Annotated in this window: 29 protein-coding genes; 1 reads left to right on the forward strand and 28 read right to left on the reverse strand. The window is 58.1% G+C overall.

Annotated features, from left to right (window positions below):
• Positions 1 to 7 precede the first annotated feature (7 nt).
• The 28 genes from rplR to PXT33_RS14220 all read right to left on the reverse strand — a co-directional run bounded on the left by rplR (position 8) and on the right by PXT33_RS14220 (position 19,008).
• Positions 8 to 367 (reverse strand): 50S ribosomal protein L18, encoded by a 360-nt coding sequence (gene rplR / locus PXT33_RS14085; protein ID WP_005938000.1) that lies wholly within the window; start codon positions 365 to 367, stop codon positions 8 to 10.
• An 18-nt stretch (positions 368 to 385) separates the two neighbouring features.
• Positions 386 to 937 (reverse strand): 50S ribosomal protein L6, encoded by a 552-nt coding sequence (gene rplF, locus PXT33_RS14090; RefSeq protein ID WP_005938003.1) that lies wholly within the window; start codon positions 935 to 937, stop codon positions 386 to 388.
• A 17-nt stretch (positions 938 to 954) separates the two neighbouring features.
• On the reverse strand, positions 955 to 1,353 hold the full coding sequence (gene rpsH / locus PXT33_RS14095) for a 30S ribosomal protein S8 (protein ID WP_005938007.1): 399 nt from the start codon (positions 1,351 to 1,353) through the stop codon (positions 955 to 957).
• 110 nt (positions 1,354 to 1,463) lie between these two features.
• Positions 1,464 to 1,649 carry a type Z 30S ribosomal protein S14 gene (locus PXT33_RS14100; RefSeq protein ID WP_005921866.1) on the reverse strand — a complete coding sequence of 62 codons (186 nt, stop codon included), beginning with the start codon at positions 1,647 to 1,649 and terminating at the stop codon, positions 1,464 to 1,466.
• Positions 1,650 to 1,666: 17 nt separating this feature from the next.
• Positions 1,667 to 2,212, reverse strand: a complete 546-nt coding sequence (rplE, locus tag PXT33_RS14105) for a 50S ribosomal protein L5 (RefSeq protein WP_005938011.1) — start codon at positions 2,210 to 2,212, stop codon at positions 1,667 to 1,669.
• A 17-nt stretch (positions 2,213 to 2,229) separates the two neighbouring features.
• On the reverse strand, positions 2,230 to 2,544 hold the full coding sequence (rplX, locus tag PXT33_RS14110) for a 50S ribosomal protein L24 (protein ID WP_005934911.1): 315 nt from the start codon (positions 2,542 to 2,544) through the stop codon (positions 2,230 to 2,232).
• Positions 2,545 to 2,557: 13 nt separating this feature from the next.
• Complete coding sequence (gene rplN, locus PXT33_RS14115) at positions 2,558 to 2,926, reverse strand: 50S ribosomal protein L14 (protein ID WP_005938014.1); 369 nt, start codon at positions 2,924 to 2,926, stop codon at positions 2,558 to 2,560.
• Between the two features lie 41 nt (positions 2,927 to 2,967).
• Positions 2,968 to 3,225, reverse strand: a complete 258-nt coding sequence (gene rpsQ / locus PXT33_RS14120) for a 30S ribosomal protein S17 (RefSeq protein WP_005938017.1) — start codon at positions 3,223 to 3,225, stop codon at positions 2,968 to 2,970.
• A 12-nt stretch (positions 3,226 to 3,237) separates the two neighbouring features.
• Positions 3,238 to 3,423, reverse strand: coding sequence for a 50S ribosomal protein L29 (gene rpmC / locus PXT33_RS14125; RefSeq protein ID WP_005921879.1), 186 nt, complete (start codon positions 3,421 to 3,423; stop codon positions 3,238 to 3,240).
• A complete protein-coding gene (rplP, locus tag PXT33_RS14130; protein WP_005938020.1) occupies positions 3,413 to 3,853 on the reverse strand; it encodes a 50S ribosomal protein L16 in 441 nt (146 codons plus the stop codon). Before rplP ends, rpmC begins: the two co-directional genes overlap by 11 nt.
• The gene (gene rpsC / locus PXT33_RS14135) at positions 3,853 to 4,557 is read right to left on the reverse strand and encodes a 30S ribosomal protein S3 (protein ID WP_005938023.1); all 705 of its coding nucleotides are present in this window, start codon (positions 4,555 to 4,557) and stop codon (positions 3,853 to 3,855) included. The genes rplP and rpsC overlap by 1 nt, the downstream gene beginning before the upstream one ends.
• Positions 4,558 to 4,569: 12 nt before the next feature.
• The gene (gene rplV, locus PXT33_RS14140; protein WP_005921882.1) at positions 4,570 to 4,905 is read right to left on the reverse strand and encodes a 50S ribosomal protein L22; all 336 of its coding nucleotides are present in this window, start codon (positions 4,903 to 4,905) and stop codon (positions 4,570 to 4,572) included.
• Positions 4,906 to 4,923: 18 nt separating this feature from the next.
• Positions 4,924 to 5,190 (reverse strand): 30S ribosomal protein S19, encoded by a 267-nt coding sequence (gene rpsS, locus PXT33_RS14145; RefSeq protein WP_005921883.1) that lies wholly within the window; start codon positions 5,188 to 5,190, stop codon positions 4,924 to 4,926.
• Between the two features lie 17 nt (positions 5,191 to 5,207).
• Positions 5,208 to 6,038, reverse strand: coding sequence for a 50S ribosomal protein L2 (rplB, locus tag PXT33_RS14150; protein WP_005938027.1), 831 nt, complete (start codon positions 6,036 to 6,038; stop codon positions 5,208 to 5,210).
• Between the two features lie 78 nt (positions 6,039 to 6,116).
• The gene (gene rplW, locus PXT33_RS14155; protein WP_005938030.1) at positions 6,117 to 6,413 is read right to left on the reverse strand and encodes a 50S ribosomal protein L23; all 297 of its coding nucleotides are present in this window, start codon (positions 6,411 to 6,413) and stop codon (positions 6,117 to 6,119) included.
• Entirely contained in the window at positions 6,413 to 7,036 is a 624-nt protein-coding gene (rplD, locus tag PXT33_RS14160; protein WP_005938033.1) for a 50S ribosomal protein L4, read from the reverse strand. The genes rplW and rplD overlap by 1 nt, the downstream gene beginning before the upstream one ends.
• A 14-nt stretch (positions 7,037 to 7,050) precedes the next feature.
• The gene (gene rplC / locus PXT33_RS14165; protein ID WP_005938036.1) at positions 7,051 to 7,683 is read right to left on the reverse strand and encodes a 50S ribosomal protein L3; all 633 of its coding nucleotides are present in this window, start codon (positions 7,681 to 7,683) and stop codon (positions 7,051 to 7,053) included.
• 97 nt (positions 7,684 to 7,780) lie between these two features.
• Positions 7,781 to 8,092, reverse strand: a complete 312-nt coding sequence (rpsJ, locus tag PXT33_RS14170) for a 30S ribosomal protein S10 (protein ID WP_005934923.1) — start codon at positions 8,090 to 8,092, stop codon at positions 7,781 to 7,783.
• 890 nt (positions 8,093 to 8,982) lie between these two features.
• Positions 8,983 to 10,737 carry an NFACT RNA binding domain-containing protein gene (locus PXT33_RS14175; RefSeq protein WP_332376820.1) on the reverse strand — a complete coding sequence of 585 codons (1,755 nt, stop codon included), beginning with the start codon at positions 10,735 to 10,737 and terminating at the stop codon, positions 8,983 to 8,985.
• Positions 10,738 to 11,010: 273 nt separating this feature from the next.
• The gene (locus PXT33_RS14180; protein WP_332376821.1) at positions 11,011 to 11,787 is read right to left on the reverse strand and encodes a Nif3-like dinuclear metal center hexameric protein; all 777 of its coding nucleotides are present in this window, start codon (positions 11,785 to 11,787) and stop codon (positions 11,011 to 11,013) included.
• Positions 11,788 to 11,875: 88 nt separating this feature from the next.
• On the reverse strand, positions 11,876 to 12,586 hold the full coding sequence (locus PXT33_RS14185) for a class I SAM-dependent methyltransferase (protein ID WP_120079774.1): 711 nt from the start codon (positions 12,584 to 12,586) through the stop codon (positions 11,876 to 11,878).
• A 1-nt stretch (position 12,587) separates the two neighbouring features.
• Complete coding sequence (locus PXT33_RS14190) at positions 12,588 to 12,842, reverse strand: DUF1858 domain-containing protein (protein WP_005938058.1); 255 nt, start codon at positions 12,840 to 12,842, stop codon at positions 12,588 to 12,590.
• A gap of 108 nt (positions 12,843 to 12,950) precedes the next feature.
• Complete coding sequence (locus tag PXT33_RS14195; protein WP_332376822.1) at positions 12,951 to 13,820, reverse strand: YitT family protein; 870 nt, start codon at positions 13,818 to 13,820, stop codon at positions 12,951 to 12,953.
• 114 nt (positions 13,821 to 13,934) lie between these two features.
• Positions 13,935 to 14,636 carry a P-II family nitrogen regulator gene (locus PXT33_RS14200; protein ID WP_332376823.1) on the reverse strand — a complete coding sequence of 234 codons (702 nt, stop codon included), beginning with the start codon at positions 14,634 to 14,636 and terminating at the stop codon, positions 13,935 to 13,937.
• A gap of 12 nt (positions 14,637 to 14,648) precedes the next feature.
• Positions 14,649 to 16,196 carry a DUF1538 domain-containing protein gene (locus PXT33_RS14205; protein ID WP_332376824.1) on the reverse strand — a complete coding sequence of 516 codons (1,548 nt, stop codon included), beginning with the start codon at positions 16,194 to 16,196 and terminating at the stop codon, positions 14,649 to 14,651.
• A 153-nt stretch (positions 16,197 to 16,349) separates the two neighbouring features.
• Positions 16,350 to 17,666 carry an NAD(P)-dependent oxidoreductase gene (locus tag PXT33_RS14210; protein WP_120079766.1) on the reverse strand — a complete coding sequence of 439 codons (1,317 nt, stop codon included), beginning with the start codon at positions 17,664 to 17,666 and terminating at the stop codon, positions 16,350 to 16,352.
• Positions 17,667 to 17,803: 137 nt separating this feature from the next.
• Positions 17,804 to 18,160, reverse strand: a complete 357-nt coding sequence (locus tag PXT33_RS14215; protein WP_347070396.1) for a nucleotidyltransferase family protein — start codon at positions 18,158 to 18,160, stop codon at positions 17,804 to 17,806.
• A complete protein-coding gene (locus tag PXT33_RS14220; RefSeq protein ID WP_347070397.1) occupies positions 18,118 to 19,008 on the reverse strand; it encodes a nucleotidyltransferase family protein in 891 nt (296 codons plus the stop codon). Before PXT33_RS14220 ends, PXT33_RS14215 begins: the two co-directional genes overlap by 43 nt.
• Positions 19,009 to 19,263: 255 nt before the next feature.
• Between PXT33_RS14220 and PXT33_RS14225 the strand changes: the two genes are divergently transcribed.
• Positions 19,264 to 20,460: an acetate/propionate family kinase gene (locus PXT33_RS14225; RefSeq protein WP_097774388.1), complete on the forward strand. Its 1,197-nt coding sequence runs from the start codon at positions 19,264 to 19,266 to the stop codon at positions 20,458 to 20,460.
• Positions 20,461 to 20,728 lie beyond the last annotated feature (268 nt).

Genomic DNA, 20,728 nt, shown 5'->3' on the forward strand with positions numbered 1-20,728 from the left:
CCTCTCATTACAGCTTCAGGCCGCCCTCACGGGCGCCATCAGCCAGGGCCTTAACACGGCCATGATAAACGTAGCCACCACGGTCGAACACGACCTCGGTGATGCCCTTTTCCAGAGCCTTTGCTGCGATCTTCTTGCCGATCTCAGCAGCGGCCTCGACGTTGCCGCCGTTGCCGTTGAAGTCCTTGTCCATAGTAGAAGCCGACACCAGAGTCACGCCCTGCTCATCATCGATGATCTGAGCGTAAATGTGCTTGGCGGAGCGGAAAACATCCAGGCGAGGACGTGCTGCGGTGCCGCTGATCTTGTTACGAACGCGGCGATGACGACGAAGACGAGCTTCGTTCTTGTCGATCTGCTTAACCATTGTCTTTCACTCCTTACCTTATTTCTTGCCCTTGCCGGCCTTGCCTTCTTTGTGCTTGACAACCTCGCCCTCGTAGCGGATGCCCTTGCCCTTGTAAGGCTCGGGCGGCTTCTTGGCGCGGATCTCGGCAGCATACTGGCCGACCTTCTGCTTGTCAATACCGGTAACGGTGAAGTGGTTGGGATCCTGCCACACGATGGTGCAGTCCTCAGTATCAGGAATGTTCACCTGATGAGAGAAGCCCAGGTTCATGACCAGGTTGGAGCCCTGCTTCTGGCAGCGCAGACCAACGCCCACGATCTCCAGCTTCTTCTCGTAGCCGTTCACAACACCGTTCACCATGTTGGCGATGTTGGTACGGGTCAGGCCGTGCAGGCTGCGGGCCTGGGGTTCGTCATTGGGGCGGGTAACCAGAACTTCATTGCCCTCGACCTTGACGGTCATCAGGGGATGATAGTTGGAATTCAGGCTGCCCTTGGGGCCCTTGACGGCGACGTGATGTGCTGCCTCATCGACAGTGACAGTAACGCCGGCAGGAATGACGATGGGTTTTCTTCCAATTCTCGACATTGTCTTTTACCCCTTTCTTACCACACGTAGGCCAGGACTTCGCCGCCGACGTGTGCAGCACGTGCAGCCTTATCAGTCATGATGCCCTTAGAGGTGGAAATGATTGCGGTGCCCAGGCCCTTCATGACCTTGGGCATATCCTCGCAGTTGGTGTAGATGCGCAGGCCGGGCTTGGACACGCGGCGCAGACCAGCGATAACGGGCTCGCCGTTAGCCTGATACTTCAGGGTGACAACGATGGTGCCCTGAACGGTGTCGTTCTTGACCTGCATGCCCTTGATGTAGCCCTCGTCAACCAGAATCTGGCAGATAGCCTTCTTCATGTTGGAAGCGGGGATCTCCACAGAAGGGTGTTTGGCAGTGCTAGCGTTGCGGATGCGAGTCAGCAGGTCCGCGATAGGATCAGTAATCTGCATTTGCCACTAACCTCCTTAGATTAGCTCTCGTTTGTTTTATAATGATACCGCCCCGAAACATCGTTGCCCCGGGGCGGATATCCGACAAATTATCCGGCCCTCTGGCTTGATTACCAGGAAGCCTTCTTCACGCCCGGGATCTCGCCCTTGTAGGCCAGCTCACGGAAGCACACACGGCACACACCGTACTTGCGCAGCACGGAGTGGGGACGGCCGCAGATGCGGCAGCGGGTGTATGCACGGGTAGAGAACTTAGCAGGACGAGACTGCTTCAGCTTCATAGACAGTTTAGCCATTGTAGAAATCTCCTCCCTTAGTTGTTCTCTGCGAACGGAGCGCCCAGAGCCTTCAGCAGCTCCTTGCCCTCTTCGTCAGTCTTGGCAGTGGTGACAAAGCAGACATCCATGCCGCGGACTGCATCGACCTTCTCGAAGTCGATCTCGGGGAAGATGATCTGCTCCTTGATGCCGCATGCAAAGTTGCCGCGGCCGTCAAAACCGTTGCCGTTGATGCCGCGGAAGTCGCGGACACGGGGCAGTGCGATGTTGAAGAAGCGATCGACGAACTCATACATACGCTCACCGCGCAGGGTGACCTTGCAGCCGATGGGAGTGCCCTGGCGCAGCTTGAAGTTAGCAACGCTCTTCTTGGCACGGCACACAACTGCCTTCTGGCCAGTGATCTGGCCCAGATCCTTCATGACAGCTTCCAGGATCTTCTCGTTGTCCTTGGCTTCGCCGCAGGCAACGTTGATGACGACCTTGTCCAGCTTGGGGATCTGCATAACGCTCTTGTAACCGAACTTGGAGTTCAGAGCAGGAGCAATTTCATTGACATACTGTTCTTTCAAACGAGCCATTGTTCCTTACTCCTTTCTTACAGCTCAGCGCCGCACTTCTTGCAGACGCGAACCATCTTGCCGTCCTTCTCGACGTGGCCCACACGCACGGCCTTGCCGCACTTGGGGCAGATGGGCATGACCTTGGATGCGTACATAGCACCCTCAGCCTTGACGATGCCGCCCTGCTCGCCCTGACGACGAGGCTTGACGTGCTTGGTAACCATGTTCTGGCCCTCAACGATGACCTTGTTCTCAGAGGGGCTGACCTGCAGGACCTTACCAGTGTGGCCCTTGTCCTTGCCGCTGATGATCATAACGTTGTCGCCGGTTTTAACATGAAGATTATTCATTTTTAAAACCTCCTTACAGCGATTCCGGAGCCAGGCTCAGGATCTTGGTGTAGCCGGCATCACGCAGCTCGCGAGCAACGGGTCCAAAGATACGGGTACCCTTGGGGCTCTTGTCGGCCATAACGATAACGGCGGCGTTCTCATCGAAACGGATGTAGGAGCCGTCGTCGCGGCGGACGCCATGCTTGCTGCGCACGATGACAGCCTTGACGACGTCGCCCTTCTTAACGGAGCCGCCGGGGGCTGCCTTCTTGACAGAGCAGACCACGACGTCACCAATGTTTGCGTATCTCTTGCGGGTGCCGCCCAGCACGCGGAAGCACATCAGCTCCTTGGCACCGGTGTTGTCGGCAACTTTGAGATAAGTTTGCATCTGAACCATATCAGATATCTCCTTTCAAACTGTTCAAAGCAGCGGGCAAATTACTTTGCCTTCTCAACGATACGGACCAGGCGCCAGCGCACATCCTTGGACAGGGGGCGGCACTCCATGATCTCAACACGGTCACCGATGCCGCACTCGTTCTGCTCATCACGAGCCTTGAACTTGGCGGTACGCTTCAGGATCTTCTTGTACAGGGGGTGCTGCACGCTATCCTTAACGGCAACCACGATGGTCTTATCCATCTTGTCGGACACGACGACGCCGACGCGGGTCTTTCTCAGATTACGTTCTTCCATCGTTTAACCTCCTTACTGCTTCTCAGCCAGAACGGTCATCACGCGGGCGATGTCCTTCTTGACTGCTTCGATGCGGCCGGGGTTCTCCAGCTGGTTGATGGCATGCTGGAAGCGCAGGTTAAACAGCTCGGCCTTCAGGTCTGCCAGCTTGCTGGTCAGCTCTGCGGTCTGCATTTCGCGGAGTTCATTAGCCTTCATTGGTGCCATCCTCCTTCACGGAGTCCTCACGGACAACAAATTTGCACTTGATGGGCAGCTTGTGCATAGCCAGGCGCAGTGCCTCACGAGCAGTTGCCTCATCGACATCTGCCAGCTCGAACAGAACGCGGCCGGGCTTCACAACAGCGACCCAGTATTCGGGAGAGCCTTTACCGGAACCCATGCGGGTCTCAGCGGGCTTTTCAGTCACGGGCTTATCGGGGAAGATCTTGATCCACACCTTGCCGCCACGCTTGATGTAACGAGTCATGGCAACACGAGCAGCCTCGATCTGGGTGGAAGAGATCCATGCCGGCTCCAGAGCAACAAGGCCGTACTGGCCCTGGCACACCACGTTGCCGCGGGTAGCCTTGCCGGTCATGCGGCCGCGCTGGACGCGGCGGTACTTAACACGCTTAGGCAGTAACATTACTTGTTGCCTCCTTCCTTCTTCTGAGCGGTCTTAGCGCTCTTCAGGACTTCGCCCTTGTAGACCCACACCTTGACGCCGATACGGCCGTAGGTGGTAGCAGCCTCTGCAAAGCCGTAGTCAATGTCAGCACGCAGGGTCTGCAGGGGGATAGTGCCCTCGTGATAGCTCTCGGTACGAGCGATATCAGCGCCGCCCAGACGGCCGGAACACATTGCCTTGATGCCCTTTGCGGGAACGGTTGCGCGATCGCGGGGGCTCATGGCATTGCGCATGCACTGCTTCATGGCACGACGGAAGGTCACGCGGTTCTCCAGCTGACGAGCGATATCCTCAGCAACCAGCTGAGCGTTGGTAGCAGCGCTCTTGACCTCGATGACATTGACGATGACAGTCTTGCCATACTCCTTGGTCAGCTTGTTCTGCAGAGCAACGCGCTCTTCGCCGCCCTTGCCGATGACCATGCCGGGCTTAGCGCAGTAGATGTTGACAGTTACGCGAGGAGCGGAAGTGGACGGGTCCACAGTACGCTCGATCTCGATCTTGGGCACACCAGCATCCTTCAGCTGAGCCTTCAGCTCAGTGCGGATCTTGTGGTCCTCGACGAGGTTATCGCTGAAATCCTTCTTGGAGGCAAACCAGCGGCTGTCCCAGTCTTTAATAACGCCGACACGAATGCCGTGCGGATTTACTTTCTGGCCCATTGTTTTCCCTCCTTACTCTTTCTCTTTCAGAACAACGGTCATGTGGCTGGTGCGCTTCAGGATGCGGTAGCCGCGGCCCTGTGCACGAGGCATCATGCGCTTCAGCGTCGGGCCGGGGCAGACGTAGCACTCGGCGACGTAGAGGTTGTTCTTGTCCATATTGAAGTTGTTTTCCGCATTAGCGGCTGCAGACTTCACCAGCTTCAGAAGGGGCTCACAAGCTGCCTTCGGGGTGTACTGCAGGATTGCCAGCGCTTCGTCCAGGGGCTTGTTACGGATCAGGTCCATAACGATAGACACCTTACGAGGACTAATGCGGGCATAACGAAGAATTGCCCGAGCTTCCATGTTGTGTTCCTCCCTCTATTACTTAGAATTACCAGTGTGGCCCTTGAAGGTACGGGTGGGAACGAACTCACCCAGCTTGTGGCCAACCATGTCCTCAGTCACATACACAGGCACATGCTTGCGGCCGTCGTGGACGGCAAAGGTGTGACCAACGAATTCGGGGAAGATCGTGGAGGCGCGGCTCCAGGTCTTGATGACCTGCTTCTTGCCGGAAGCGTTCATCGCTTCAACGTGCTTCATAAGAGCAGCCTGGACGAAAGGTCCTTTTTTAATGCTTCTACCCATTGTCTTAAACTCCTCTCTTACTTACCTGCACGCTTCACGATCAGCTTATCGGAGCGCTTATGATGCTTGCGAGTCTTGAGACCCAGAGCGGGCTTGCCCCAGGGAGTCATAGGACCGGAGTGACCAACAGGTGCGCGGCCCTCGCCACCACCGTGGGGATGGTCGCAGGGGTTCATGACGGTACCACGGCTGCCGGGACGCACGCCCATGTGGCGCTTGCGGCCAGCCTTGCCCAGATTGACGTTCTCGTGGTCGATGTTGGAAACCTGACCGATGACTGCGGTGCAGTTCACGGGCACGTTGCGCATCTCACCGGAGGGCAGACGAACCAGAGCGTAGCCATTCTCCTTAGCCATCAGCTGAGCCATGTTGCCAGCGGAACGAACCAGCTGAGCGCCGCGGCCGGGATACAGCTCGATGTTGTGGATGATGGTACCGACGGGGATGTTCTCGAAGGGCAGGCAGTTGCCGGGCTTGATGTCGGCAGACTTGCTGCTGATGACCACATCGCCCACCTTCAGGCCATCGGGAGCAATGATGTAGCTCTTGACGCCATCGGTGTACTCGACCAGAGCGATGAATGCGCTGCGGTTCGGATCGTACTCGAGAGTCTTGACGGTAGCGGGCATATCGGTCTTCTGACGCTTGAAGTCGATGACACGATACTTGGTGCGGTTGCCGCCGCCCTGATGACGGACGGTGATGCGACCGGTGTTGTTGCGGCCGCTGTGCTTCTTCATGGGCTCCAGCAGGCTGCGCTCGGGAGCGACCTTAGACAGGACGCTGTAATCCGTGACGGTCATGCCGCGGCGGCCCGGAGTAGTGGGGCCATACTTCTTGATAGCCATAGTGCTATTCTCCTTTGTTTATCTTATGAATTATTATCGGGGTCATATCCCCATAGAGGAACCCTCGGCGGGTTCGGCTTAGACCATGCTGTTGAAGAACTCGATCTCCTTGGAGTCCTTGGTCAGGGTCACGATAGCCTTCTTGGATGCAGCGGTGTAACCGGCGTGCATACCCTGGCGGCGGAAACGGCCGCGCACAGAGATGGTGTTGACCTTTGCGACCTTAGCGCCCGGGAACAGGACCTCAACGGCCTGAGCGATCTCGACCTTGGTAGCATCGGTAGCGACCTTGAAGGTGTACTTCTTGTCAGCGATGCCAGCCATGGAGTTCTCGGTAATGACCGGCTTCAGGATGATATCATGTGCGGTTTTCATTAGCCAAGCACCTCCTCGAGCTTCTTAGCTGCGTCGACGCTGATGATCAGCTTGTCGGCATTCAGCACATCGTAGGTGTTCACGCTGCCTGCGAAGGTGGTCTTCACACCGGCAATGTTGCCAGCGCTCTTGACGAACTTTGCGTCGACAGTCTCGTTGACCAGCAGGTTCTTCTTGCCGGCACCAACAGCGTTCAGCATTGCAACCACGGTCTTGGTCTTGTACTCATCGCAAGCGAACTTGTCAACAACGACCATGTTGCCATTGGCAGCCTTGTCGGACAACACGCTCAGCAGAGCCAGGCGCTTGACCTTGTTGTTGATGTGGTAGTTGTAGCTGCGGGGCTTGGGGCCCAGAGCGACGCCGCCGTGAGTCCACTGCGGTGCACGGATGGAACCCTGACGAGCGTGGCCGGTGCCCTTCTGACGCCAGGGCTTCTTGCCGCCGCCGGAAACTTCCATGCGGATCTTGGTGTTCTGGGTGCCCTGACGCTGGTTGGCCAGGAAGTTCACCACAGCAATGTGGACAGCCTTCTCGTTCGGGGTGATACCGAACACGGCGTCGGAAAGCTCGATCTCGCTAACATGCTGACCGTTCATATCGACTACGTTAAACTTTGCCATTGTAGCTTTCCTCCTTACGCCTTCACGCTGTTGGCCAGAGTGATGATGGTGCCCTTGGAACCGGGGACCGCACCCTTGACAGCGATCAGATTGTTCTCGGTGTCAACCTTGACAACAGTCAGGTTCTGCACGGTGACGCGCACAAAGCCCATGTGGCCGGGCAGGCGCTTGCCGGGGAACACGCGAGCAGGGGTAGAAGTGGAACCGTTAGAACCTGCATGACGAGCAACAGGACCGGTGCCGTGGCTCTCACGCAGACGGTGCTGACCGTAGCGCTTGATAACGCCCTGGTAGCCCTTGCCCTTGGAAACGCCCACAACGTCCACCTTGTCGCCCTCTGCGAAGACATCAGCCTTCAGCACGTCGCCAACGTTCATTGCGGAAACATCTTCCAGACGGAACTCGCGCAGGGTCTTCTTGGGGGCAACGTTTGCCTTCTTGAAGTGGCCTGCAGCTGCCTTGTTGACCTTCTTGGCGGAAACCTCGCCGAAGCCCAGCTGAACAGCCTGGTAGCCATCGCTCTCGACGGTCTTCTTCTGCACGACGGTGCAGGGACCAGCCTCGATGACGGTGACGGGAACGACCTTGCCGTTCGCGTCGAACAGCTGGGTCATACCGACTTTCTTGCCGATAATGCCTTTAACCATTTTCTTTTCCTCCTGTAAAGGTTATTGGTTGGCAGCGCACGTCACTGCCAACATGACCCCTCGGGAAACGAGGGCATCGAATTTGATCGAGTGTCTTTTACAGCTTGATCTCGATGTCCACGCCAGCGGGGAGCTGGAGGCTCATCAGAGCCTCGACCGTCTTGTTGGACGGCTTCAGAATGTCGATCAGACGCTTATGAGTGCGGCTCTCGAACTGCTCGCGGCTATCCTTGTACTTGTGGGTAGCGCGCAGAACGGTAACGATCTCACGATCGGTGGGCAGGGGGATGGGGCCGGACACGCGTGCACCGGTGTGCTTTGCGGTCTCCACGATCTTCTCTGCTGCGGCATCGATCAGCTGAGCATCATAGCTCTGCAGACGGATTCTGATTTTCTCTTTGACTGCCATTGCTTACGCCTCCTGAAAAAATTGATTTTGCCCTAGGCGAGCCGATAAATTGCTCTACACAGTTCCGGGTGTTCCTCGATTTGGCACTATAAAAACCGGTGAACCGCATGGCAGTTCTCCCGGAAACATATTAGCAAATCAAATCCGAACATTGGTTCCGCCCGTTTCGCAGAGGAGTAACTTCTCTGCCGAGGGAACGTATTCCATCGCTGTCAGTAATTCTTTCGCCCGGTTCTAAGATCGGACATACTCCGCGGAAATAACCCATCGCAGCTATCGCCGGATGACAACCTCCCGCATCTACGCATATCGCTGGCCTGCACGACTTGTATCGCACAAGCCCTTTGCAGCCGAGAGTTATTCTATCACACCTTCGTGCATTTGGCAAGTGTTTTTTAGAAAAAAGAACGAATTTTCTTTTTTATTTTCTCCGTTTTGTCAAAGCGCGCATTTTCTGTGCAAGATGCACAATCCGCAGGCTTTTCTGCCGGTGGAAAACTCCCCTGCCCCGCTTTTGCAGAGGTAGTATGGACGGTTTTGCTGCGGATTATACCTATTATATAAAGGGAAGCGGCCTCACCCTCTCAGTCACTTCGTGCCAGCTCTCCCAAAGGGAGAGCCCTTGGCAGTCCACGCAAACTTCATCTCTTTACCAAGGCCTCTCCCCTTGGGAGAGGTGGATGCGAACGTAGTGAGCAGACGGAGAGGGCGAGGCTGCTTTCCTGCCGCGCTGCTGCTTCCGCAGGAAGCAGGCGCTACAGATGCCGGTCGCCTTTACGACCCCACCCGTGAAAATGGCATACCGGAGCGTCCGCAGACGCTCCGGTATGCCGAAAATATAAATAATTCTTCCGCTGAAGACGGCCAGAGCAAAGCGGAGGCCATTTAGATCATTTCTTTTTCAGCTGTTCCGCCAGCCCATCCCGGGGCGTGATATAGACCGTGGTGTACACCTCGTACAGCACCATGCCGGGCTTGGCACCGCTGGCTTTCCAGATGTTTTTCACCTCGGTGGTGTCCACCGCCACCTTGGCGCCGGTGCCTGCCTTGTAGGTGCTGGAGTAGATAACTGCCAGCTCCGCGGCTTCCTGCTTGGTGGTGTCCGGGATGTCCTCGCCCCGGCTCATGACCACAACGTGGCTGCCGGGGGCCTTCTGCACATGGAACCACAGGTCTTTGCCCCGGGCGGTGTGCAGGGTGAGCTTGTCGTTCTGGACGTTGTTGCGGCCTACCAGGATCTCAAAGCCATCGGTGGAAGTGAACCGCAGGAAATCCGCCGGTTTCTGGCGCTTATCCCGCTGCTTGTAGTATTTCAGGTAGCCCTGACTCTTCAGCTCTGCCCGGATCTCGTTGAGGGCCGCTTCACCGGAAGCGGACTCCACCTCGTAGAGCACCGTTTCCAGATAGGCGATCTCCTTTTCACCCTCTGCCAGCAGATCCACCAGCATCCGGGCGGCGGTCTGCTTCTTTTTATAGTTCTTGAAGAAGTTCTGGGCATTCTGGCTGGGGGTAAAGCGCAGGTCCAGCGGGATGGTCACTTCCTTGCCCTCGTCGTACCAGTTGGGCACGGTGATGCTCTTCATGCCCTTCTGGGCCAGATAGAGGTTGGCCGAGAGCAGCTCACCGTACAGACGCAGCTTTTCGCTCTTGCCGCTGGCAGCAAGCTCTTCCTGACGGGCCGCCTGCTTGCGCACGGCGCGCTCGTACATATTGTGCACCGCCTTGTGCAGCTCCTTGCTTTTGGTGCGCAGGCGTTCCGCGCGGTCCTTCTCAGCGTAGTAGCCCTCCAGCATGGCGTTGAAGGAGGGCCATTCCTTTATTATATACTTTTCGCCGTACTGCTGCGGGCGGAAGAAGGTATACTCGATGGGCTTTCCGCTGGGGTCGGTGACGCTGCAGGGCGTACCGCCGGTTGCGTGCTCTTCCTTCAGCTCGTCGATGGCAGCCATAAGCTTGCGCTTCTGTTCCTCGGTCAGCTCATTGGCGGGCAGATGTTCGCCGTCAAAGGCACGCCATGCAGCTTCGCGGCAGACCACCGGGCCAACACCGGCCACGGTCTTGTTGAGGGCATCTGCCACCGGCAGATCTCTCTGGCAGGCTGCTGCCACGATGGACGCACTGCTCACCAGCAGGAAGTCCGGTCTTGCAGGCTTGGGCGGCGTGGTGTAGGGCAGGCCCGGCAGCAGCTGGCGCACATCGCTGTCCTCAAAATCCACGCGCTTGAGTGCGTCAATGATCTTGCCGTTCTGCACCAGAACCAGATTGGAGTAGCGGCCCATCAATTCGGCACACAGGGTGTTGCGCACAAGGTCGCCCATCTCGTTGGTGCACTGAAAATCAAAATAGACGATGCGGTCTCCCGGCTCCATGTGCACGTCCAGCAGCCTGCCGCCGGTAAGATGCTTGCGCATCAGCATACAGAAGGAGGGCGGCGTTTCCGGGTTTTCAAAGCTTTCTTCGGTCAGGCACACGCGGGCGGAACCGCTGCGGGCCGAAAGCAGCAGCGCATAGGTATCCGTGCGGGTGCGCAGGGTGAGCACCAGCTCATCACGGGTGGGTTCAAATAGTTTTGCGATCTTGGCGTCGGTCAGCGTTGCTTTGAGCTCTGCTGCCGTAAGGGCCAGTGTCGCGGCATCCAATGCCATAGTGTTTACCTCGTTTATGATTTGGAATGGAAATTCTTTTATTTTAAGCGGCCTCGCCCTCTCCGTCACGGCTAACGCCGTGCCACACTCCCCCTTTTGTCACCTATGGTGACATCTTCCCCCGGCGCGGGGGAAGTCTTTCCTCCCCAAAGTGAGAGGCTTTGGCAGTCTACGCAAGGTTCATGGTTTTGCCAAGGGCTCTCCCTTTGGGAGAGCTGTCGAGCAGATGCGAGACTGAGAGGGCGAGGCCGTTCACCTTATTGCAGCTTTCCCTTATAAATACGTATACGGATCCCGGTTTTCAGTGCTCACCAGCACGTCCAGCTCCGGCAGGGCGGCGCGCAGCTTTGCAGCCACGGCGGCAGTCACCGGAAATTCGGTGGCGTAGTGGCCCGCCGCAATGAGCGAAAGGCCCAGCCGCTTGGCATCGATGGCGTGGTGGTGGTTGGCTTCACCGGTCAGCAGGCAGTCCGCGCCCATAGCAATGGCATCTGCAAACAGGCTTCCGCCCGCACCGCTGATGACCGCCAAGCGCTTGACCGGCTTACCCGCATCCACAAACTTCACCTGCACCGCCGGGCCGTTCTTCGGCTGGTTGCAGCGCGCAGCAAGCTCCTGCTGTGCCTTGCGGGCAAGCTCCGGAACCGCGATTTCTTCAATGGCTCCCACACGGCCGCAGCCCTCGGCAAAGGTTTCCATATTCTTCATTTCAAAGATGCCTGCCAGCACTTCGTTCACGCCGCCCTCGGCAGCATCCAGATTGGTGTGCATACAGATGGCAGAAATGCCCGCCTGCACCAGCTGGAAAGGCACATCCTGCGGGCCGATCTTTTTGAGCGGATCAAAAATGACCGGGTGGTGGGACACGATCATCTCACACTGCTTTGCAGCGGCTTCGGCCACCACCTCGGGGGTGATGTCCAGTGCTGCCAGCACCCGGTGCATCTGCCCGCCGCAGTCCACCAGCAGGCCGGGATTATCCCAGTGTTCCGCCAGCTCCAGCGGCGCGATGGCCTGCATTGCTTCGTATACCTGATTAACTGTTATCATATCTTCACCATCCTCGCCCTCTCCGTCATTGCTTACGCAATGCCACCTCTCCCATGGTGAGAGGCCTTGGCATTCCATGCAGCGTTCATCATTTTGCCAAAGGCTCTCCCTTTGGGAGAGCTGGACGCGAAGCGGCCTGAGAGGGCAAGCCAGCTAATAAACTATCGATTTCCTGCGCCAGTTCGCTGCCATCCGGCACGCCAAGGCGCATCCGGGGCAGCTTTGCCTTCTGCCAGTCGGCGTAGCCTTTTCCCTCGGGCCACTCTCCCGTACTGCCAAACAGGCACTCGGCAAAGGTGGGCGCATACACCCTGCCGGTGTACTCCGCCGCCATCACCGCGTACCAGCGGCCCGCCGCCTGCACCGGGCGGTCGGCTGCAAAGGAGAAGCCATGCTCCCATAACCAGCGGCGCAGCGCGTCGTGGCGGGTGGCCGGGATCATGATGATCCGCGGCCCTCCCACGGTGAACACCCACGGGGCTTTCTCTAAAATTTCCCAAGTGGTCTGGGCGGAAACGCCCGCCAGCACGATGCTGCCTACTTCGTTCTCCGTAAGCACAGAAAGACCGTCGCCAAGCCGAAGCTCAGCGCGGTCTTTACAGCCTGCATGTTCCAGCGTCTGCTCTGCCTTTGCCAGCGGGCCGGGCCGCAGGTCGGCACCGATCACCTTCGGGTATTTTCCCGAAGCCGCCAGCACCGCCGTCAGCTTGCCGTGGTCGCAGCCGATGTCTGCCACCGGCTCTCCCGGCCGCACAAGCTCTGCGGCGGCAGCCAGACGCGCATCCAGTGTGGGCAGCAATTTATGCCTTCTTTGCGGCCAGATGCTCGTTCAGCTTCTCGATCAGCTCATCGCAGTCCACGCCGTGGACAGCACAGGCCTCCTCGATGCTCTCGCCGCGGGATGCAGGGCAGCCCAGGCAGTGCATGCCGATCTCCATGAAGTAGGGAGCGGTGGTCTGGTCCATATCCAGAATATCGCCGATGATGGTCTCGCGGGTCACCTGCTTTGCGTCCTTGTGTTCTTCCTTCTTGAGCATATTGAAAATATCAAACATGATGGTTTTCCTTTCCTGTTGGGTAAAATCACGGCATAACCTACCGTTCTTCTATACTATACCCTAAACCAGTACTGTTTTTCAAGTATCTGCTGGGATTTTCAGCGTTTACTGGTAATTCTTATCCAGCGAGAAGCCGCGCCCGCTCACCTCGGTCACATGGCTCACGATCATAAAGCAGGTGGGGTCGATGGCATGGGCCAGCTTTTCCAGCTTCGGCAGCTGGCGGTTGCTCACGATGCTCAGCAGCACCTGCTCCGGCTCGTGGCTGTAGCCTCCCTCGCCATGCAGCACGGTCACACCGCGGTCCAGCTGGGTGAAGATGGCCTCGCGGATATCATCGGCGTGCTGGCTGATGATCTTTACCTCGGTGCGGGTAGTGCCGAAGATGAGCACCTTGTCCAGCACCACTGTATACACGATCACCATCACGATGCCGTACAGACACTGCTGCAGCGGGCTGAACGCCGCCTGCATGCAGAGGATGAGCATATCGAACACCAGCATACTGGCCGACACCGGGATGTGGAAATATTTGTTCAGCACCAGCGGAGGGATGTCCATGCCGCCGGTGGATGCGCCTGCCCGGATGGTGATGCCCAGCGAAATGCCTACGCCGAAGCCTGCAAAAATGGTGTTGAGCACCAGATCATCGGTGAGCACAAAGCCTGTGAACACCCGCTCCCACAGGGCCAGAAACAGGGGGCTGAGCACGGTGCTGGCAATGGTGGTGATGGCAAAGCGCCGCCCCAGCAGCACCCAGCCCACCGTAAGCATGGTCATGTTGATGACGAACAGCACACCGGACACCGGCAGTCCCAATGCACGGTTGATGCCCAGTGCGATGCCGGTGGCACCGCCGGTGATCAGGCCTGACGGCACAAGAAACAGCACCACCGTGAGCGCATACAGTGCATTGCCCGCGATGATGGACAGCGAATTGAATGCGATCTGCTGCTCATATGAAAGCTTTATCATCTTTTGTCCCTCATTCTTGAATTTCTTTCTTCTATGATAACGAAAAAATCCGCATTTATCAAGCGTTTCGCCCATAAATGCGGAATAATCCCGGAATAAATTACATTTTGTTGTTTACTGCGCAGAGGTTTCCTGCACCGGTTCTTCGTCCTCCAGCAGACGCAGACCGGCGGTATCCGTCACCGGCAGCGAGAACACGATCGCGCCCGCCTTTGGCCCGGCACCGTCCATGATGGCTTTCATGATGCGGTTCTTTTCCGGCGTGCGGGCCACGATGAGCACCAGCTCTTTTTCATTCACCAGCTCCACGCCAAGGAACTGGGCTGCGCCTTCCATGCCGGTACCCTTGGCGTGGATCACCGTGCCACCGCCGGCACCTGCTGCGCGGGCGGCATCCATAATGGTGCCGGTGTGGCCCTGATTGGCGATTACCAGCAGCAGTTCGTAACGGGTATCCTTCAAGGTGCTCTCCTCCTTCAATGTCAGCGGCTGGTGCTGGGTGAGGAACATCAGCGCCCTTCTGCCGCCGATGCTGCTCAGCGGCACCGTGAATGCAATGCCGGTGCCCGGCACGTCGATGCGCATTTTGCGGCGCAGGTCTGTCCGGACGGCCTTCCATATATCCTCTGTCACCACCGCCAGCAGCACGGCCTTCTCGGTCTTTTCCAGACCCAGCGTGGCCAGAGTCTCCCGCACCGCTGTGCCGCTGCCCACCGTGCGCAGGTTCACATCCACGCCGCGCTGCTGGTACAGCTGCAAAAAGGCATCGGTGGAGCGGCGGTCGGTGATGGTCACCATCAAAAACAACGAACTCATGCCGCGCCCTCCTTACAGTTCAATGATATCATCGTCCGGCAGTCCGCCAAAGGCCGCACCCATGGCCGCAGGCTGCAGCCGCCGGGCCTTGCGGGTGCGCAGCTGTGCCACAAGGCCCATCAGCTGCACCGTAATGAGCGGGGTCATGGCCACCATGGCCACCACGCCGAAAGCGTCGGTGACGATATTGCCGCCCACGGCCACGCAGGCACCCTGTGCCAGCGGCAGCAGGAAGGTGGCTGTCATGGGGCCGGATGCCACGCCGCCCGCGTCAAATGCAATGGCGGTGAACAGCTTTGGCACCACAAAGGAGATGCCGATGGCAAACACATAGCCCGGCACGAGGAACCACAGGATGGAAACGCCGGTGAGTACCCGCACCATGGCAAGGCCCACCGAGATGGAAACGCCTGCCGAGAGTGCCATGCCCATGGCCTTGGCCGAAATGGCACCGTCGGTCACCTCTTCCACCTGTTTGTTCAGCACATAGACGGCCGGCTCGGCCTTGACGATGAAGTAACCGATGAGCATTCCAATGGGAATGATGATCCAGCGGAAGCTCTGCCCGGCCAGCACCTGACCCAGATAATTACCGGCGGGCATAAAGCCCACATTTGCGCCGGTGAGGAACAGCACAAGGCCCACGTAGGTATACGCAAGACCCACCGCAATGCGGCCCAGCGACAGGCGGTCCATGTGCAGAGCCACAAATTGAAAAATGCCGAACATCACGATGATGGGCAGCAGCGAGACAGCGATCTCTTCCAGATACGTAGGCAGGCTGACATGGAACAGCTGCCACAGCTCCACCGAGTCGCTCACCTCCGGCAGCACCGGCGGGATATAGGTGCTGTCCGAGGCGCGGAATACGATGCCCAGAATGAGCACCGCCAGAATGGGGCCGATGGAGCACATGGCCACCAGACCAAAGCTGTCGTCCGCCGCGTGGCGGTCGCCGCGGATGGACGAAACACCCACGCCCAGCGCCATGATAAAGGGCACAGTCATGGGGCCGGTGGTCACACCGCCGGAATCAAAGGCCACAGCAAGAAATTCCTTGGGCACAAACGCCGCCAGAAGAAAGATCATGCCGTAGAACAGCACCAGCAGCTTTGGCAGCGAGATGCCAATGAGCATACGCAGGAAGGCAAACACCAGAAACAGGCCCACGCCCGCCGCCACCGATAAAATAAGGGTGCGGTTCGGGATGGAGGGCACCTGATTTGCCAGCACCTGCAGGTCCGGCTCCGAAATGGTGATGAGGAAGCCCAGCAGAAAGCCGATGCCCAAGATCACCGGCAGCTTCCGGCTTTTGGTGATCACCGCACCCACGCGCTCGCCCATGGGGGTCATGCTCATCTCCGCGCCCAGTGTGAAGAACATGATGCCCACCACGATCATGGCGGCCCCCAGCAAAAAGCACAGCAGGATGCTGGGCGACACCGGCGCAATGGTAAAGCAGAGCACCAGCACGATGGCTGCAATGGGCAGCACTGCCTGTAGCGCTTCCAATAGTTTTTCCCGCAGTTTCGGGAGGGATGCTTTCAGGATAGCGTCCACCGCCTTTCGCCGTTTTATATCCAGTTTGTACAAATCACAAACAAGTATATGAATAGTATACAAGGCAAAAGCCGCCCCGTCAACAAACGGAGCGGCAAAGATCGGCAAAGACGCAAAAGCTTTACAGTTTCTTCCAAGTTTGTCTTTATTTCGTCAGATCTCCTGCTTTGCCAGCACGTCCGAGGTGGGGGTCTGGAACACCGGGATATTGGCATAGGGGTCAGCCACTTCTTCTGCAGGCAGGCTCTTCATGTAGGCATCCATGCTCTCGGCCACCTTCTTGGCCACAGCCACCGCCTCCACCACGGTGCGTGCGCCCATCACGGCATCGCCGCCGGCAAACACGCCCTCGCGGGTGGTGCTGCCGTCCTCGCTGACGGTGAGCAGACCCTTCTGGTTGGTCTCGATGCCGGTAGTGGTCTTGACGAGGTTGCTCTCCGAACCCTGGCTGACCGACACGATCACGCCGGTGTGGGGGTAGAAAATCTCACTGCCCTCCACCTGAGTGAACCTGCCATCTTCGCCCTTGACGGTATCGCGGCAGATCAGGCCGTTCTCGCGGATCTCCACCGGTGCTTTGCAGAAGCGGAAGCCCACGCCCTCCAGCTTTGCATAGCTCACCTCGTATTCGGAAGCACTGATGCAGCTCTCGTCGCGGCGGGCATAGCAGGTGACGTGGCGGGCACCGTTGCGGATGGCGGTGCGGGCGCAGTCCATGGCAGAGTTGCCCACGCCGATCACGGCAATATCATCGCCCAGACGGAACGCCTTGGAGTTTGCCAGATAGTCGATGCCAAAGGCCACATTGCCCAGCGTCTCGCCCTTGATATGCATGGCGTTTGCCTTCCACAGACCGGCACCGATGAACACGCTCTTGTAGCCGTCGCGGAACAGATCATCGATGGTGATGGTCTTGCCGATGGTGGTGTTGGGCCGCACCTTGATGCCCTTCAGCTCCAGATGGCGGTACTGGAAATCGTCCAGCACGCTGTCCGGCAGGCGATAGTTGGGGATGCCGTAGCGCATGACGCCGCCGATCTTATCCCGGGCATCAAAGATGGTCACATCGTAGCCCCAGCGTGCCAGCAGCACCGCAATGGTCAGGCCCGCCGGGCCGGAGCCAACGACTGCCGCCTTCATGCCATTTTTGGGGGCAGGGCCGGCGGTCATTTTGTTGGCGTAGGTCGTGGAAATGTAGTCCTCAATAATGGAGAAGTGCACCGGGTCGTGGCTGGGCATCCGGTTGCGCACGCAGTGGCCCTCGCACTGGTTCTCGTGGTTGCACACCAACGCACAAACGGTGGTCAGCGGGTTATTCTCAAACAGCATCCTGCCAGCTTCGTCCATCTGGTTTGCCTTGAGCAGCCGAATGACCTCCGGGATGTTGGTGTGGATGGGGCAGCCCTGCTGGCACAGCGGCTTTTTGCAGCCCAGACAGCGGTTGGCTTCGTCCAGAACGTGAAGTGCCATGAAGTTTCCTCCTTATTGCGTGCAGTTTTCTGATTTCATTCTCGTTTGTTGTATCCAACATTGCATTGTTCTAATCATACACCACAAACCGTCCGGGCACAAGTGTTTCTGCATAAAATTTTTTCGATTATTTTTTGTCAATTCGTCAAAAAGATAATTTTTTGACGATATACTCCCCCCATCGGCCCGGGCACCCGGCGGCACAGTGCGCCAAAATCGCTGGCTCCTGCCTGTGCCGCCGCCATGCGGGCGCAGGCATCGTTTTCTTTTTCCAGCTTTGCCATCGAGTGGCTCAGCGGCAGGGATGCATGCTTCAGCAGCACAAGTGCTTCCCGCCTTGCCCCCAGCAAATGCAGATAAGGCGGCAGGGCAGGCACGGTCTCCGCCGCATAGCCCAGTGCCGCATCCATGGCAAGGCGGCGCATCCGGGCCCGGGGGTAACGCACAGTGGTCAGCGCGTCCAGCAGCTGGGGCAGGCCGGTGCAGCTGCGCACGGCGTTCTCCAACCGGTGGTCCAACCCTCGGAAACGCCCCGCACTGCGGCAAAAGGTTCCGGTCGTGCACAGGCCGCCCGCAGCAGAGCCAGCTCACACCGGCCCGCAGCGGCATAGTCGGTATACATTCCGTCGATTTCCGCTTTTTTATACAGCTCCAGTGCTTTTTCCGGCACATACGGAGTCAGCGCATCCGCGCCCTGCTCTGCCCAGAGGGCGCGCAGCGCGCTGGCACTGGCAAACTGTGCGTGGCCGCTTTCGGCAAGGGCCTGCCCGTGGCCCGCCCCCACGCGGGGCAGCGGCACCGGGGTCATGGGTGCCTCCTGTTCCAGAATGGCCTTGCAGTATTCCACTGCCAGATTGTTGTTGGGCTTATCCAACAGCGCGGCCAGTGCCGTGCCAGGGCAGAGCGCTTCCACCGCCGCTTGCCGCGCCGCCGCAAAGCTGCGGGCACCGGCTGCAAGCCGGCGCTTCAGCTCGGTGCGGTAGGCCTCGCTGTTCAGTACCCGGGCAGCTTCCATCAGCAGGGCTGCGTCCGGCGTCTCTGCCCCGAACACCAGCGCATCGCACCCGGCGGCGGCAAGGATGCGCACCCCCGCCCGGGCAAAAGCCTCTGCCCCCGCACAGGCACAGGGCGCAGGCAGGGCAAATATCAGATCTGCCCCGCACTGCAGGGCGGCCTGCACCCGCACCGCTTCCGGCAGCAGAGGCAGTGCGCCGCGCTGGGTCAGCCCGCAGCTCATGGCCACCGCCACATGCTGTGCTCCCAGCGCTTTTGCCTGCGCCAGCTGCCATGCATGGCCGTTGTGAAAGGGGTCGTACTCTGCAATGATACCGGCAAATTTCATAGATAAGCTCCTCTGCAGGGCTGCTGCGCCCTCGGAAAGATTGTTAAATTTATATCGTATATACAGAAAACTGCAGTGGTTTTGCGCATTTGTGGGCAGGATGTACAAAAACCTTGTACACAAGCTTTACCGCTTTGCCCGGGTTGCGGCTTGAAAAGCCGCCCACCCTATTATATAATAAACACAGGAATCTGTAAAATTCTGTCCTCAGGTTTAAAAAGAGGGCAGACCAAAAACATACAGGAGGCAACACAGATGAAAGTTCTGGTTATTAACTGCGGCTCTTCTTCCCTGAAGTATCAGCTGATCGATATGGACGGCGAGAAGGTGCTGTGCAAGGGCCTGTGCGAGCGCATTGGCATGGAAAGCAGCATGATCACCCACGAGGCCAACGGCCATAAGGCCACCACGCCCGCCATCTTCCCCACCCACACCGAGGCATTTGCCGAGGTCGTGAAGAAGATGACCACCGGCGAAGGCAAGTGCATCAACGACGTCAGCGAGATCGATGCCATCGGTCACCGTGTCGTGCACGGCGGCGAGAAGTTCAAGGAGAGCTGCCTGATCACCGACGAGGTCATCGAGACCATCCGCGAGCTGAGCCCTCTGGCTCCCCTGCACAACCCCGCCGGCATTCTGGGCATCGAGGCCGCACGCAAGGTGTTCGGCAACATCCCCATGGTGGCCGTGTTCGATACCGCTTTCCACAGCACCATGCCTCCGAAGGCTTATATGTACGCCATTCCGTATGAGTACTATGAGAAGTACGGCGTGCGCCGCTACGGCTTCCACGGCACCAGCCACAAGTACGTTGCTCACAAGGCTGCCGAGTATCTGGAAGAGCCCATTGAGCGCCTGAAGCTGATCACCTGCCATCTGGGCAACGGTTCCTCCATTGCCGCTGTGGATCAGGGCAAGGTCGTGGACACCTCCATGGGTATGACCCCGCTGGCCGGCCTGATGATGGGCACCCGCTGCGGCGACCTGGACCCCTCTGTGGTCAACTACCTGAAGTACACCCTGAACATCACCGGCCACGAGCTGGACGAGATCCTGAACAAGAAGTCCGGCCTGCTGGGCATCTCCGGTGTTTCCAGCGACAAGCGTGACGTGGAAGAGGCAGCTGCTGCCGGCAACAAGCGCGCACAGCTGGCTTCCGACATGCTGAACTATCAGATCAAGAAGACCGTTGGCGCTTACATCGCTGCAATGGGCGGCGTGGATGCCATCGTCTTCACCGGCGGCATCGGCGAGCACGATGCAATTGCCCGTGCAAAGGTCTGCCACCACATGGATTGGCTGGGCATCCGCATCGATACCGAGAAGAACAAGCACCCCGTGGGCGATGTGTGCGAGATCACTGCCTGGGGCGCAAAGGTGCGCACTCTGGTCATTGCTACCGATGAGGAGCTGATGATCGCCCGCGACACCAAGGAAGTCATTGAGAAGTAACCGTTTTCCAAAGGGCTTTGCAGGGGCTGCTGCACGGAATGTGCGGCAGCCCCTTTTCATCTTCCGGCAGTTATTTTACCCAAATCAGCCCTGTCGGATTGTGCTATCTATACAAATAACAAGGCGAATGGTTGTTTTTTGGTTGACAAATTTCAAAAAGAACGGTACAATAGAAAAGTCCTCAATTGGAGGACGTCCATTCATTCAAGCCCCTGGTAAGCTTACTGATCAGCGCGATGGTCCCAAAACCAAAGGTATGGTTACAATC

Origin of the sequence: Faecalibacterium taiwanense, from assembly GCF_036632915.2 — a bacterium.
Classification (GTDB): Bacteria; Bacillota; Clostridia; order Oscillospirales; family Ruminococcaceae; genus Faecalibacterium; species Faecalibacterium taiwanense.